General features: G+C 70.0%; 13 protein-coding genes. 7 read left to right on the top strand and 6 right to left on the bottom strand.

Features of this window, described 5'->3' with window-relative positions; genetic code table 11:
- Nucleotides 1-42 precede the first annotated feature (42 nt).
- Entirely contained in the window at nucleotides 43-1,224 is a 1,182-nt protein-coding gene (locus AC07PV_RS20955; protein ID WP_218293796.1) for a helix-turn-helix domain-containing protein, read from the bottom strand.
- Between the two features lie 205 nt (nucleotides 1,225-1,429).
- Between AC07PV_RS20955 and AC07PV_RS20950 the strand changes: the two genes are divergently transcribed.
- The 7 genes from AC07PV_RS20950 (at nucleotide 1,430) to AC07PV_RS20920 (ending at nucleotide 9,262) form a co-directional block, all read left to right on the top strand.
- Nucleotides 1,430-1,900, top strand: coding sequence for a (2Fe-2S)-binding protein (locus AC07PV_RS20950; protein WP_218293798.1), 471 nt, complete (start codon nucleotides 1,430-1,432; stop codon nucleotides 1,898-1,900).
- Nucleotides 1,901-1,914: 14 nt separating this feature from the next.
- Entirely contained in the window at nucleotides 1,915-4,302 is a 2,388-nt protein-coding gene (locus AC07PV_RS20945) for a xanthine dehydrogenase family protein molybdopterin-binding subunit (RefSeq protein WP_492254831.1), read from the top strand.
- Nucleotides 4,303-4,313: 11 nt separating this feature from the next.
- Nucleotides 4,314-5,105 carry an FAD binding domain-containing protein gene (locus AC07PV_RS20940; protein ID WP_218293801.1) on the top strand — a complete coding sequence of 264 codons (792 nt, stop codon included), beginning with the start codon at nucleotides 4,314-4,316 and terminating at the stop codon, nucleotides 5,103-5,105.
- Between the two features lie 111 nt (nucleotides 5,106-5,216).
- Nucleotides 5,217-6,155, top strand: a complete 939-nt coding sequence (locus AC07PV_RS20935; RefSeq protein WP_369641849.1) for an AAA family ATPase — start codon at nucleotides 5,217-5,219, stop codon at nucleotides 6,153-6,155.
- Between the two features lie 11 nt (nucleotides 6,156-6,166).
- On the top strand, nucleotides 6,167-7,381 hold the full coding sequence (locus AC07PV_RS20930) for a vWA domain-containing protein (RefSeq protein ID WP_218293803.1): 1,215 nt from the start codon (nucleotides 6,167-6,169) through the stop codon (nucleotides 7,379-7,381).
- Nucleotides 7,382-7,439: 58 nt separating this feature from the next.
- Nucleotides 7,440-8,078, top strand: coding sequence for an SRPBCC family protein (locus AC07PV_RS20925; protein ID WP_218293804.1), 639 nt, complete (start codon nucleotides 7,440-7,442; stop codon nucleotides 8,076-8,078).
- A 101-nt stretch (nucleotides 8,079-8,179) separates the two neighbouring features.
- Entirely contained in the window at nucleotides 8,180-9,262 is a 1,083-nt protein-coding gene (locus AC07PV_RS20920) for an XdhC family protein (protein ID WP_218293805.1), read from the top strand.
- Between the two features lie 30 nt (nucleotides 9,263-9,292).
- Here AC07PV_RS20920 and AC07PV_RS20915 read toward each other — a convergent pair whose 3' ends face one another.
- The 5 genes from AC07PV_RS20915 to AC07PV_RS20895 all read right to left on the bottom strand — a co-directional run bounded on the left by AC07PV_RS20915 (nucleotide 9,293) and on the right by AC07PV_RS20895 (nucleotide 12,902).
- Nucleotides 9,293-9,985 (bottom strand): glutathione S-transferase family protein, encoded by a 693-nt coding sequence (locus tag AC07PV_RS20915; protein WP_494602449.1) that lies wholly within the window; start codon nucleotides 9,983-9,985, stop codon nucleotides 9,293-9,295.
- A gap of 180 nt (nucleotides 9,986-10,165) precedes the next feature.
- Nucleotides 10,166-10,336: a hypothetical protein gene (locus AC07PV_RS20910; protein WP_162995995.1), complete on the bottom strand. Its 171-nt coding sequence runs from the start codon at nucleotides 10,334-10,336 to the stop codon at nucleotides 10,166-10,168.
- A 153-nt stretch (nucleotides 10,337-10,489) separates the two neighbouring features.
- A complete protein-coding gene (locus AC07PV_RS20905; protein ID WP_494631269.1) occupies nucleotides 10,490-11,377 on the bottom strand; it encodes a transglutaminase-like domain-containing protein in 888 nt (295 codons plus the stop codon).
- A 371-nt stretch (nucleotides 11,378-11,748) separates the two neighbouring features.
- A complete protein-coding gene (locus AC07PV_RS20900; protein WP_492808298.1) occupies nucleotides 11,749-12,117 on the bottom strand; it encodes a hypothetical protein in 369 nt (122 codons plus the stop codon).
- A gap of 32 nt (nucleotides 12,118-12,149) precedes the next feature.
- Complete coding sequence (locus AC07PV_RS20895) at nucleotides 12,150-12,902, bottom strand: IclR family transcriptional regulator (protein ID WP_218293808.1); 753 nt, start codon at nucleotides 12,900-12,902, stop codon at nucleotides 12,150-12,152.
- Between the last annotated feature and the right edge of the window lie 94 nt (nucleotides 12,903-12,996).

Genomic DNA, 12,996 nt, shown 5'->3' with positions numbered 1-12,996 from the left:
CTTGCGCCTGGCTGCCTGCGTGCCGGGCCCGAAGACCCGCCCTCAGTGCCCCCTGTGCGCCCCCAGCTTGCGGTACACGGTGGCGCGGCTGATGCCCAGGGCGCGGGCTGCCTCCGCCACGTTGCCGCGGGCATCCTGCACCGCCTGGAGGATGAGGGCGGTTTCCGCCTCGCGCAGCGGCGCGGGGGCCGCTGCGCCGGCAAGGCGCGGCCCATTGGCGGGCAAGGTGGCCTGCGCGCCCGGGGGCGCGGCCGCGAGGCCGTGGACACCCGCCGCGCGCGTGCCGTGGTGCGCCAGCCCCTGCAGCCGCAGGCCGGACCACAGGGGCAGATCCAGCGGCCTGGCCGCGCCGCGCTGGCGGGCGGCGTCGAACAGCAGGGTCCAGGGCAGCGCGATGAGGTCACCGCAGTGCAACGGGCTGCCGGGCGCGCGCAGGGGCTGGGGCAGCAGCTGGCGGGCCACGCTGTTGCTGCCGATCACATAGCCATCGCCATCCAGCGCCACCAGGCCGTCGCCTTCGGCGCCCAGCGGGCAGCCGGGCCAGTTCAGGCGCAGCAGCAACGCATGGGGCATGTGCAGCAGCAGCGCGTCTTCCATGGCGCGGGCCGAGCGCGCCACCAGGTGCCGCAGCTCGGGGCGCTCGGGCACGTCCACGCCGGTCAGGTCGAGCATGCCCATGCAGTGGCCGTGCGGATCGAACAGCGGCGCGCCCGCGCAGCTGTAGCTGGCGTTGTCGTCAAAGAAGTGTTCGCCCCGGTGCAGCCAGACGGGCTGCAGCTCGGCCAGCGCGGCGCCGATGGCCGTGGTGCCCACCGCGGCCTCCGAGAGGTCGATGCCCACGCGGCCGATGGCGCGGGCGCGCGGGTCGCGGCGGTCGAAGGTGCCCTGCACATCCACCACGATGCCGCGCGCATCGGTCAGGATGGCGAAGTAGCGCATGCCCGCGATGGCACGGGTGAGCTGTGCGAGCACCGGCCGCGCGGCCTGCAGCAGGGGGTGGTTCTGTTCCCGGCTGCGGCGCAGCGCGGGGGCGCTGACCATGTCGAACGCCACGTGCTGCGCGGGGCGCAGGCCCTGGGCCAGGCAGCGCTGCCACGATCGCGTGATCCAGGGCTCCACATCGGCGCGCGCGGGGGCCGCGCCATCGGCCAGCAGCGCATGGCGGGCTTGCGCGATCAGCGCGTGGCGGTCGGCGGCCGGCAACGGCGGTGCAGCGGAAAGCATCGGACAGACCCCTGGGACGTGGAAGGCGGAGCGGCGCGCGGAACGCCGTGCGCATGATGCGCCGGTGTGCGGCGCAACATGTTTCATTTTGAGAATATCCCGCGCGCGCTCCCGTGAATCTAGGGTTCTCCCTAGGGGTGGGGCCGGGGGGCAGGCAGAAGATTCAACGGCCTATCCAGCCAAAACTCTTCCAGGAGACAGCCAGATGCAAGTCCAGTTCACGGTCAACGGGCGCGCTGCCAGCGTTGACGTCCCGCCCAACACCCTGCTTGTCCATGCGCTGCGAGAGCACCTGCTGCTCACCGGCACGCACGTGGGCTGCGACACCAGCCAGTGCGGCGCGTGCACCGTGCACGTGAACGGCCGCGCCGTGAAGTCCTGCGCCATGCTGGCCGTGCAGGCCCAGGGCGCCGAGGTGCAGACCATCGAGGGCCTGGCCGCCGCGGACGGCACCATGCACCCCATGCAGGCGGCGTTCAAGGAATGCCATGGCCTGCAGTGCGGCTTCTGCACACCGGGCATGGTGATGAGCGCGGTGGACCTGTGCAAGCACCATCCCCAGGCGAACGAAGGCGAGATCCGCGAGCTGCTCGAAGGCAACATCTGCCGCTGCACCGGCTACCAGAACATCGTGCGCGCGGTGCAGGTCGGCCAAAAAGCCATGGCATCGGCATAAAAAGGAGAACGACCATGGGTGCATCCGACTTTTCCAAGCTGCCGCACATCGGCGAATCGCTCAAGCGCAAGGAAGACTACCGCTTCCTCACCGGCGCCGGCCAGTACACCGACGACGTGGTGCTGGCCGCGCAGAGCCATGCCGTGTTCGTGCGTTCGCCGCATGCGCACGCGCGCATCAACAGCATCAACGTGGACGCCGCCAAGGCCGCGCCCGGCGTGCTGGGCGTGTTCGTGGGCGCCGACGTGGCGGCCGACAACATCAACGGCCTGCCCTGCGGCTGGCTCATCACCAGCACCGACGGCCAGCCCATGAAGGAGCCGCCGCACCCCATCCTGGCGCAGGGCAAGGTGCGCTACGTGGGCGACCACGTGGCCATGGTGGTGGCCCTCACGCAGCAGCAGGCGCGCGACGCGGCCGAGCTGGTGGAGGTGGACTACGACGTGCTGCCCGCCGTGGTCAGCGTGGCAGATGCCGCCGCAGGCACGGTGGCGGGCGCGGGCCTGCATGACATCGCCGAGGACAACCACTGCTACAAGTGGGCCATCGGCGACAAGGGCGCGGTGGACTCGGTGTTCGCCAGTGCCGCGCACGTGACGAAGCTCGACCTGGTCAACAACCGCCTCATCCCCAACGCGATGGAGCCGCGCACGGCCATCGGCTCGTACAGCCGGGCCAACGACGAATACACGCTGTACGTGAGCAACCAGAACCCGCACGTCGAGCGCCTGCTCATGACGGCCTTCGTGATGGGCCTGCCCGAGCACAAGGTGCGCGTGATCGCGCCCGACGTGGGGGGCGGCTTCGGCTCCAAAATCTTTTTGTATGCCGAGGACGTGTGCCTGACCTGGGCGGCCAAGAAGCTCAACCGCAACATCAAGTGGGTGGCCGACCGCAGCGAGTCCTTCCTGTCGGACGCGCATGGCCGCGACCATGTGAGCCATGCCGAAATGGCGATGGACAAGGATGGCAAGTTCCTGGCCATGCGCGTGCACACCGACGCCAACCTGGGTGCCTACCTCTCCACCTTCGCCACGGCCGTGCCCACCATCCTCTATGCCACGCTGCTGGCGGGGCAGTACACCACGCCGCAGATCTATGTGGAGGTGGATGCCTGGTTCACCAACACCGCGCCGGTCGATGCCTACCGGGGCGCGGGCCGGCCCGAGGCCACCTACCTGCTCGAGCGCCTGGTATCGCGCTGCGGCTGGGAGATGAACCTGTCGCAGGACGAGATCCGCAAGCGCAACTTCATCACCAGCTGGCCCTACCAGACGCCGGTGGCGCTGCAGTACGACGTGGGCGACTACCACGCCTGCATGAACCAGGCGCAAGAGCTGGCCGACGTGGCGGGCTTTGCGGCGCGCAAGGCGGCCAGCGAGGCCCAGGGCCTGAAGCGCGGCATCGGCTACAGCAGCTACATCGAGGCCTGCGGCATCGCGCCGTCCAACATCGCAGGGGCGCTGGGTGCGCGCGCGGGCCTGTTCGAATGCGGGGAGGTGCGCGTGCACCCCACGGGCAGCGTGACGGTGTTCACCGGCTCGCACAGCCACGGCCAGGGGCACGAGACCACCTTTGCGCAGGTGGTGGCCGCGCGCCTGGGCATTCCGGTGGAGAACGTGGACATCGTGCACGGCGACACGGGGCGCGTGCCCTTCGGCATGGGCACCTATGGCTCGCGCTCCATCAGCGTGGGCGGCGCGGCCATCATGAAGGCGCTGGACAAGATCGAGGCCAAGGCCAAGAAAATCGCCGCGCATCTGATGGAGGCCAGCGACGCCGACATCGACTTCAGCGGCGGCGAGTTCACGGTGCGCGGCACGGACAAGAAGATCCCGTTCGGCCAGGTGGCGCTCACGGCCTATGTGCCGCACAACTACCCGCTCGACAAGCTGGAGCCGGGGCTCAACGAGACGGCGTTCTACGACCCGACCAACTTCACCTTCCCCGCAGGCACCTACATCTGCGAGGTGGAGGTGGACCCCGCCACCGGCAGCACGCGCGTGGACAGGTTCACCGCGGTGGACGACTTCGGCACCATCATCAACCCGATGATCGTGGAAGGCCAGGTGCATGGCGGCCTGGTGCAGGGCATCGGCCAGGCATTGATGGAAAACTGCGTGTACGACCGCGAGACGGGCCAGCTGCTGACGGGCAGCTTCATGGACTACGCCATGCCGCGCGCTGATGACTTCCCCGAGTTCAAGCTCGGCCATGTGTGCACGCCCTGCACGCACAACCCGCTGGGCACCAAGGGCTGCGGCGAGGCGGGGGCCATCGGCTCGCCACCGGCGGTGATCAACGCCGTGCTCGACGCGCTGCACCCGCTGGGCGTGAAGGAGTTCGACATGCCCGCGTCGCCGCACCGCGTGTGGGAAGCCATCCAACAAGCCAAGGCCTGAGGAGACACACCATGTACGCCTTCACCTTTGAAAACCCATCGTCCACCGCAGCCGCCGCGCAGCTCATCGCCCAGGGCGGCAAGCTGCTGGCGGGCGGGCAAAGCCTGCTGCCGTCGATGCGGCTGCGCCTGGCCAATCCCGAGAAGATCGTCGACCTGAACAGTATTCCCGAGCTGGCGGGCATCCGCCGCGAGGGCAACGCGCTGGTGATCGGCGCCATGACGCGCCACATGGACGTGGCCAACAGTGCAGAGGTCCAAAGCGCCATCCCCGCGCTGGCCGACCTGGCCGCGCACATCGGCGACCGGCAGGTGCGCGCGCGGGGAACGCTGGGCGGGTCGGTGGCCAACAACGACCCCGCGGCCTGCTACCCCAGCGCCGTGCTGGGCCTGGGCGCCACCATCGTCACCAACCAGCGCGAGATCGCGGCCGACGACTTCTTCGTGGGCATGTACACCACGGCGCTGGAAGAGGGGGAGATCATCACCGCCATCCGCTTCCCCATCCCCAAGCGCGCGGCGTACCTGAAGTTCAAGCAGGCGGCATCGCGCTTCTCGCTGGTGGGCGTGTTCGTGGCGCAGACCGATGGCGGCGTGCGCGTGGCGGTGACGGGTGCGGCCAGCAGCGTGTTCCGGCACGCGGGGCTCGAGGCCGCGCTGAACCAGAGCTTCACGCCCGCATCGGCGGCGGCGGTCAGGATTGACGCGGGCGATCTCAACGCGGACATCCACGCGAGCGCGGCCTACCGCGCCAACCTCATCAGCGTGCAGACCCAGCGGGCGGTGGCGCAGATGCTGGGCTGACGGGCGGGAGAGTGCCCGCTGCCGCTGTCCGGCATCCAGGAGCGGGTGTTTGAATGAAATTGGCCTCCAGCGCTTGTCTGTCAAGCGCTGGTAGCTATTAAAAATATAGTGATGAACGTTTCCCCTGCTGCGCCCGTGACCGCGCCCGCGCTGTCCTCCATCGATGCCCTGGTGCTGGCCTTGCAGGGCGTCGGGTACTTTGCCGACCGGCGGCTGGCCACGGCCGTGTTCCTGGCGCTCCAGCTGCAGCGCCCGCTGCTGCTGGAAGGGGAACCCGGCGTGGGCAAGACGGCGCTGGCCCAGGCACTTGCCAAGGTGCTCTCGCGCAGCCTGATCCGCCTGCAGTGCTACGACGGGCTGGAGCAGCGCGAGGCGCTGTACGAATGGAACTATGCGGCCCAGCTCTTGCACATGCGTGCGGCGGAAGGCCAGGGCAGTGCCGACATGGCGCAGGTGGAGCGCGAGGTGTACCAGGACCGCTACCTCATCCGCCGCCCCCTGTTGCAGGCGCTGCAGGCACCAGCCCCCGGTGCGGTGCTGCTCATCGACGAGGTCGACCGTGCCGATGAGCCCTTCGAGGCCTTCTTGCTCGAATACCTGGGCGAGTACCAGGTGAGCATTCCCGAGATCGGCACCGTGCGCGCCACGGCCACACCGGTCACCATCCTCACCAGCAACCGCACGCGCGACCTGCACGACGCCGTCAAGCGCCGCTGCCTGTACCACTGGCTGGACTACCCCGAGCGCGAACGCGAGCTGGCCATCGTGCGTGCGCAGGTGCCGGATGCCAGCGCGGCCTTGGCCACCCAGGTGGCGGATTTTGTGGGCCGCCTGCGCAGCCAGCCGTTCGCCAACGCCTTTCAGCGCGCGCCGGGCATCGCGGAGAGCGTGGAGTGGGCCAAGGCGCTGGTGGCGCTCGACACCATCGTGGTGGACCCGGAGGTGGTGTCCGACACCGCCGGCATCCTCTTCAAACAGCGCGAGGACGTGGCGGCCCTCACGCGCGACATGGCGGCGCAGCTGCTGCAGCCCGCCGAGACGGATGCGTGAAGGCTCGCGCCATGGCTGAGGGCATGACGATCTCGCAGCTGGGGGATGCCCGCACCGGCAAGCTGGCCGACAACCTCACGGGTTTTGGCCGCACGCTGCGCCGTGCCGGCGTGCCCGTGGATGCGGCCCGCATGGCCCTGGCGCAACAGGCCGTGATGCTGGTGGGCGTGGGGCGGGAGGACTTCGGCGCCGCGCTGGAGTCCGTGCTCATCAGCCGCGAGCAGGACCGGCAGGTGTTCCGCGAGCTGTTCGACGCCTATTTCAAGAACCCCGGCATCGCACAGAAGCTGCTGGCCCAGATGCTGCCCAGTGCCGAGTCCAGGGCCGAGCCCGCCAAACGCCGCCCGCGCGTGAGCGAGGCGCTGGCCCCGGTGCGCGCCGCGCGCGATGCGCCAGCGCCGCGCGAGGATGACAAGATCGACCTCGACGCCGCCATGACCGCCAGCGACCTGCAGCGCCTGCGGCACGCCGACTTCAACCAGCTTTCGGCCAGCGAATACAGGCTGGTGGAGCGGCTGGCGCGTGAAATTCCCTTGCCCCTGCCGCGCTATGCGGCCCGCCGCACCCGCCCGGGCACGCGCGGCGGGCGTCCCCACTGGCCGGGCGCCATGCAGCAGGCCGCGCGCACGGGCGGCGAGGTGCTGCGCGTGCCTTTGCTGCAGCGGCGCCGGCAGCCATTGCCGCTGTGCGTGCTGGTCGATGTGTCCGGCTCCATGGAGCGCTACGCGCGGCTTTTGCTTGCGTTTCTGCATGCCGCCACCGCGCCCCGCCACGCAGGCGCGGGCCTGCGCCGCGACGTGTTCGCGTTCGGCACCGGCCTCACCGACCTCACGCCCGCGTTCCGCCTGGCCGATACCGATGCGATGCTGGAGGCGGCCAGCCAGGCGATCCCTGACTTTGCCGGCGGCACGCGCCTGGGTGACAGCCTGGCCCGGTTGCGCGTGCAGCACGCGCGCCGGCTCGTGGGGCGGCGCACGCTGGTGCTGCTGGTCAGCGACGGGCTCGATACCGGCGCGCCCGAGGTGCTGGAGCGGGAGCTGGGCTGGCTGCGCCGGCACTGCGGCCGGCTGCTGTGGCTCAACCCCCTGCTGCGCTTCGAGGGCTATGCGCCCACGGCGCGTGGCGCCGCGGTGCTGCACCGCCAGGCCCACGGCATGGTCGCTGTGCACAACCTCAGCCGCCTGCAGGACCTGGCTGGCAGCCTGGCCGAAGTGCTGCGCCAGTGAGCGCGTGGCCCGCACGCGCACAGCCCCCCCATTGTTCAGGAACCCGGAGGACTCCACCATGGAAATGCAAGCCAGCCGAACCCTCGCCGTCAGCCAGCAGCAGGCCTGGGACGCACTCAACGATCCCGAGGTGCTCAAGCTGTGCATCCCTGGCTGCGACAAGGTCGAGCCCACGGGCGAGCACCAGTACAGCGTGGCGATGGCGCTCAAGATCGGCCCGGTGTCCGCCAAGTTCGCGGGCAAGATCACGCTCTCCGAGATCGTGCCGCCCGAAAGCTACACCATCGCCTTCGACGGATCGGGCGGCGTGGCCGGGTTTGGCAAGGGCAGCGCCCAGGTCAAGCTGGTGCCGCTGCCGGCCGATGCGGCCGGGCAGGACAGCTGCGAGCTGCACTACACCGTGCACGCCACCGTGGGCGGCAAGATCGCCCAGCTCGGCCAGCGTCTCATCGATGGCGCGGCCAAGGGCATGGCCGAGGATTTCTTCAAGCGCTTTGACACCGAGATGCAACGCCGCCATCCGCGCGCGCCCGTGGCCGACGACCCCGAGCCCGGGGCGGGGGGCGGGGGCGCCGTTGCGGCGTCGGGCGCGCTGGCGGCATCGGCGGGTGAGGACAATCCCCCCAGCGGCATTCCGGTCTGGGTGTGGGTGGTGGGCGCGGCGGCGCTGGTGCTGTTAGCGTGGTGGTGGAACTGAGCCCCTGCAGGTTTTGAGCCCCGCCCGAGGCGCCGCGCGCACCCTGTGTGGGCTGCGGGGCCGGAGGCAGGGGCCGTAGAAATGAATGGGCAACGAAGCAAATGGAAAACCTGGATGTGATGGTGCTGCGCACGCTGCAGGGCTGGCGGGCCGCGGGCCGGCGGGCGCTGCTGGCCACGGTGGTGCGGACCTGGGGCTCCTCGCCCCGGCCGGTGGGTTCGATCATGGCGCTGTGTGAAGACGGCTCGGTGGTGGGATCGGTCTCGGGCGGGTGCATCGAGGACGACCTGATCGACCGCCACACGCGGGCCTATGCGCAGGCGGCGGCGCAGGCCGGCACGGGCGATGGCGGCGATCGGCGCATTCCGAGCGGACCTCCCGCGTTTGTCAAATACGGCGTCACGGCCGACGAGGCGCACCGGTTCGGGCTGCCCTGCGGCGGCACGCTGGAGCTGCTGCTGGAATACGACCCCGACCCGGCCAGCCTCCGCGAGCTGATCCTTGCGCTGGAGGGCGGGCGGCTCATGCAGCGCACCGTGCGCCTGGCCGACGGGCTGGCCACCGTGCAGCCCGCCGCTGCCCCCGCCGAGCTGGCGGTGGACACCCGGCAGCTGACCAACACCTTCGGCCCGGAGTACCGGATGCTGCTGATCGGCGCCGGCCAGCTGGCGGAATACCTGGCCACCATGGCGCTGTTCAACGGCTTCGCGGTCACGGTGTGCGACCCGCGCGAGGAATACCGCGGCAGCTGGAACGTGCCCGCGGCCACGCTGGTGAGCGGCATGCCCGACGATGTGGTGCTGGCCTTCAGGCCCGACCGGCGCAGTTGCGTGGTGGCGCTCACGCACGACCCCAAGCTCGACGACCTGGCGCTGCTGGAGGCGCTGGACACCGAGGCGTTCTATGTGGGCGGCATCGGCTCGCGCCGCAACAACGAAGCGCGCCGTGCCCGGATGATGGAGCATTTCGGGCAGACCGCCGAGAGCCTGGCCCGCCTGCGCGGCCCGATCGGCATCTACATCGGCAGCAAGACGCCGCCCGAGATCGCGGTGAGCGTGATGGCTGAAATCCTGGCCGTGAAGAACGGCGTGGCCCTGCCGCGCGACGTGGAGGTGGCGCAGGCCAAGAACGAGCGGGAACTGGCGCGGAACGACCCCGGGCCGCTGGTGTGCGGGCTGCGCTAGCGCGGCCCGCCCCTTCCCGCCGTGGCGCCGTCAGGCGGCGCCCATCACCACCGGCCCGCCCTTGGCGATGCCGCGCTGGTACGCCGGGCGTGCCTCCATGCGCTGGCGGTAGGCCTGCAGGCGCGGGCAGTTGCCGGCCGTGCTGGCGCGCGAGAGCGCGGCTTCCACCGCGAAGCTCATCTGGAAGTCGGCCATGGTGAGGTGCTCGCCCGCGAACCAGGTGTGCCGGCCCAGGTGCTCTTCCATGAAGGCCAGCGCGGTGGCCACGTTGGGGTCGATCACCTTGTCCTGCACCTTGCCGCACAGCGCTCGGGCGATGGGCTTCACGAAAAAGGGCATGGGCTGCGTGGGAATGGTCATGAACACCAGCTTCATCACGAGCCAGTTCATGAGCGAGCCCTCGGCGTAGTGCATCCAGAACCGGCACTGGCGGTATTCGGGCGTGCCGGGAGCGGGCTGCAGGTGGGCCAGGTCCCCGCTGGCGCGGGCGCCGTAGGTTTCCACCAGGTATTCGATGATCGCGGCGGATTCGGCGATCACCTCGCCGCCGTCGGTGATCACGGGCGACTTGCCCAGTGGATGGATCTTCTTGAGCTCGGGCGGGGCCAGCCGGGTGGCCTTGTCGCGCTGGTAGATCTTGAGCTCGTAGGGCACGCCCAGTTCTTCCAGGAGCCACAGGACGCGCTGCGAGCGCGAGGTTTCGAGGTGGTGAACGGTGATCATGGGCGGATTAGAACCTGTCCACGGCGGTTCGGGGCCGGGTTGGTGTCGCCTGCACGATGTTCGCGCCCGCAAGCCTGGGGAGCCTTGCCCGCGCCGGCCCTGGCGGGGACCAGAAAGCAAAAAGCCCTCTGGCGAGGGCTTTTGCGGGGGCCGGCGCAGCCGGCCGTGGCGATCTGGCGATCAGCCGCCCTTCTTGGAGCGCTTGCCGGGGTTCTTCTTGCTGCGGGTGGCAACACCGCGCTCCAGGCTCACGCGCTGGCCGCGGCCAGGGGTGGCGAGGGTGTAGCCGGGCACCGGCGTGGGCCGGGGGGTGCGCTTGCGGTCTGCTTCGGTGACGATCTTGTTGCCCATGGTAGGTCTCTGAGATAGTGGAAAAAAGAGTGATATTAGGCCACAGCCGGGGTGGGGGGGCTTCCCGGCCACCGCCATCCGCCCCCCGGACCCAGGGGTTTGGCGGCCCATGGGGCGCGAAAAAGCACGGTGCGCAGGCGCACCGGCACCCCTTCACGGCGCGATGAAACCCGCCGCCACGCCCGCACCGTGGTCGGTGGAGAGCGCATCGGTGCAATGGCAGGGCAGCACGAAACCCCGTGCGGCGTCTTCCACGGCCTGGGTCCGTATCACCGGGGGCTGTGCCCGCACGCCGCCGAAGATGGTGGCGAACGCCACGTCCGCCGCATCGCGGCCGGTGCCAAAGCGCAGCAACCCCATGGGTATGGCGGTGCCCGAGGGGTCGAAGATGTACCACCGGTCTCCCAGGTAGGCCTCGACGTAGGCATGGAAGTCCGGCGGGCCCAGGGCCGGGTCGGCACCGTAGTCGGTGCCGGTGGTGAAGCGCGCGGGAATGTTCACGGCGCGGCACAGGGCAATCATCAGGTGTGCGAAATCGCGGCACACCCCCACCTGCTCGACAAGGGTATCGACCGCCGAGGTGTTGGAGTTGGACGTGTTCGAGGTGAACGCCACATGCCGCTGGACCCAGTCCCGGATCGCCTTCACGCGGCTGTGGCCTTGCCAGAGCCCGCCAAACTCGTTGAGGGCAAGGCGCAGCAGGCGGTCGGACTGGCAGTACCGGCTGGGGTAGATGTACCCCATGACTTCCTGTGGCAGGCGCCGCACGGGGACCTCCGCCAGCTGGGAGGGGTCGGTGCGGTAGTGGGTGATGTCCACCGTGGCGGAATACGACACTTCCAGGATGCCGGGTTCGCCATGCAGGCGCAGATAGCGGTTGCCGGTGGCCGGGTCGGTATGGATATTGTGGGGAATGTCCTGGTTGATGACGAGCCGTTCGCTGCTGACCGCCTGGCTGGGCGTCTGTGCGGCATGGATGTTGAACACGAAGTCCGCGCCGTACTGGTCGATCTCATAGCTCAGGTCGATCTGCAACTCCATGCGCACCCGGCCGTGGCCCTGGTGGATCGCCGGCGCGCGCGCCACCGGGCTGGCCGCAGCGGGCTGGGTGGAGGGCGGCAGCGAGGGAAGAGTGGCTTCACCGCCCTGCGCCAGGGTGTTTTCACGGCCCGCGCCAGTGGGCAGGGCCAGGGGTGAAGCCGTGCTGCCGCCGCAGCCTCGAAGAAAAGGCTGGGACCGGGCAGGGGCGCGGGACGGGGTGCTTTCCATGGAAATATCCTTCGTGCGCTGCGCGTCGGGGCATCCGACACGGCGGCGTGATCCGAGGATAGGGCGCGGACCCCGGGGGCGGTGTAGGCGGACGGCCCGCGCTCACGCAGGCATGCGAGGCAGCCCCGCACCGCGCCGCCGCGTCAGTCGATGGCGAACGCTTCGCGCAGGGCGCCGCAGAAGCCCGCATGCCCGCTGAGCGACAGCGTGACCGTGGTCCGGGGAGGGGCCGGGGTGCCGGGCACGGTGGCGATGCGCCCGCTCGCTGCATCGAAGTCCAGCGCCAGCGGCGTGCTCACCTCCTGCACGCCCTGCAGGTCGTATTGCCATTCGCCACTTTCCTCCGAGGGACCGCAGGCGTCGGGGTACTGCGCGTGGGCCCAGCGCAGCACCTGCGCGATCTCGGCGTGCAGGGCGGGCATCTGCGCGGGCGACACGCTGGCCATGGCATCGAAGGTGCCGGTGCCGTCCGTGTCTTCGCTGTAGTCAAAGTCCAGGTAGTGAAGTGGCATGGGGTGTAGTGTCTCGTGGTTGCGGTCCGGGTTCATGTCCAGGTGCGGGCGAGGGCCTGCGCCGCTTCGCTGAGCCGGGGCACCTGCTGCAGGGCCCGCGCCAGCGGCATGCGCACTGCCGGGGCCTGCAGCGCCACCGCGCTGTGCACGCTGCGCCGCCCCCCCGCCGGCACGGGCACCGCCACGCACACCAGCCCATCCACGAACTCCTCGGCGTCGGTGGCATAGCCCTGGCGCGCGATCTGCTCCAGTTCGGCCTCCAGGGCCTTGCGGTCGGTGAGGGTGGTGGCCGTGTGGCGCGTGAGCGGCAACCCGTCCAGGATGGCGCCGCGCCGCGCCGCCGACAGGTAGGCCAGGAAAAGCTTGCCGCTGGCCGAGCAGTGGATGGGCACGCGGGTGCCCGGCCGCAGCTCCAGGCGCAGCGGAAACGCTGATTCCACGCGGTCCAGGTAGATCACTTCGGCGCCGCTCAGGGCGGTCAGGTTGCAGCTCTCGCCGATGTCGGCCACCAGCTGGCGCAGCACCGCGTGGCGCACGCTTTGCTGCGTGCCCGCGCTCAGCGCGCTTTCGGCCAGCCGCAGCAGGCGGGGCGCCGGAGCGTAGCGGCGCCCGCCCGGTTCGCGCGCGAGCAGCCCGCCGCCCTCCAGCTGGCCCAGCATGCGGTGCACGCTGGGCTTGGGCCAGCCGCAGGCCTCCACCGCATTGGCCAGCGTGAACGGGCGGCCCTGGGCGCACAGGATCTCGAGCAACTCAAAGAGCCGCAGGCTGGGGGATGTTTCTGTCATAAATACCGGAATTCGAGACGAATTCATAAATCATTCCGAGATTATTCCGCACTGTGGCTAAGCTGCAAACCCATATCCCCTTGAACAACACATG

The organism is Acidovorax sp. GW821-FHT09A11, assembly GCF_059418365.1.
The sequence above is the reverse complement of the archived record's forward strand: the minus strand, read 5'-3'. Positions and strand labels throughout refer to the sequence as shown.

What these genes read in the sequence shown, in the direction of transcription:
- AC07PV_RS20945 (WP_492254831.1), top strand. Translation starts at nt 1,915, where the DNA reads ATGGGTGCATCCGACTTTTCCAAGCTGCCGCACATCGGCGAATCGCTC.
- AC07PV_RS20920 (WP_218293805.1), top strand. Translation starts at nt 8,180, where the DNA reads ATGGAAAACCTGGATGTGATGGTGCTGCGCACGCTGCAGGGCTGGCGG.
- AC07PV_RS20900 (WP_492808298.1), bottom strand. Translation starts at nt 12,117, where the DNA reads ATGCCACTTCACTACCTGGACTTTGACTACAGCGAAGACACGGACGGC.
- AC07PV_RS20955 (WP_218293796.1), bottom strand. Translation starts at nt 1,224, where the DNA reads ATGCTTTCCGCTGCACCGCCGTTGCCGGCCGCCGACCGCCACGCGCTG.
- AC07PV_RS20950 (WP_218293798.1), top strand. Translation starts at nt 1,430, where the DNA reads ATGCAAGTCCAGTTCACGGTCAACGGGCGCGCTGCCAGCGTTGACGTC.
- AC07PV_RS20925 (WP_218293804.1), top strand. Translation starts at nt 7,440, where the DNA reads ATGGAAATGCAAGCCAGCCGAACCCTCGCCGTCAGCCAGCAGCAGGCC.
- AC07PV_RS20930 (WP_218293803.1), top strand. Translation starts at nt 6,167, where the DNA reads ATGGCTGAGGGCATGACGATCTCGCAGCTGGGGGATGCCCGCACCGGC.
- AC07PV_RS20940 (WP_218293801.1), top strand. Translation starts at nt 4,314, where the DNA reads ATGTACGCCTTCACCTTTGAAAACCCATCGTCCACCGCAGCCGCCGCG.
- AC07PV_RS20895 (WP_218293808.1), bottom strand. Translation starts at nt 12,902, where the DNA reads ATGACAGAAACATCCCCCAGCCTGCGGCTCTTTGAGTTGCTCGAGATC.
- AC07PV_RS20935 (WP_369641849.1), top strand. Translation starts at nt 5,217, where the DNA reads ATGAACGTTTCCCCTGCTGCGCCCGTGACCGCGCCCGCGCTGTCCTCC.
- AC07PV_RS20910 (WP_162995995.1), bottom strand. Translation starts at nt 10,336, where the DNA reads ATGGGCAACAAGATCGTCACCGAAGCAGACCGCAAGCGCACCCCCCGG.
- AC07PV_RS20915 (WP_494602449.1), bottom strand. Translation starts at nt 9,985, where the DNA reads ATGATCACCGTTCACCACCTCGAAACCTCGCGCTCGCAGCGCGTCCTG.
- AC07PV_RS20905 (WP_494631269.1), bottom strand. Translation starts at nt 11,377, where the DNA reads ATGGAGTTGCAGATCGACCTGAGCTATGAGATCGACCAGTACGGCGCG.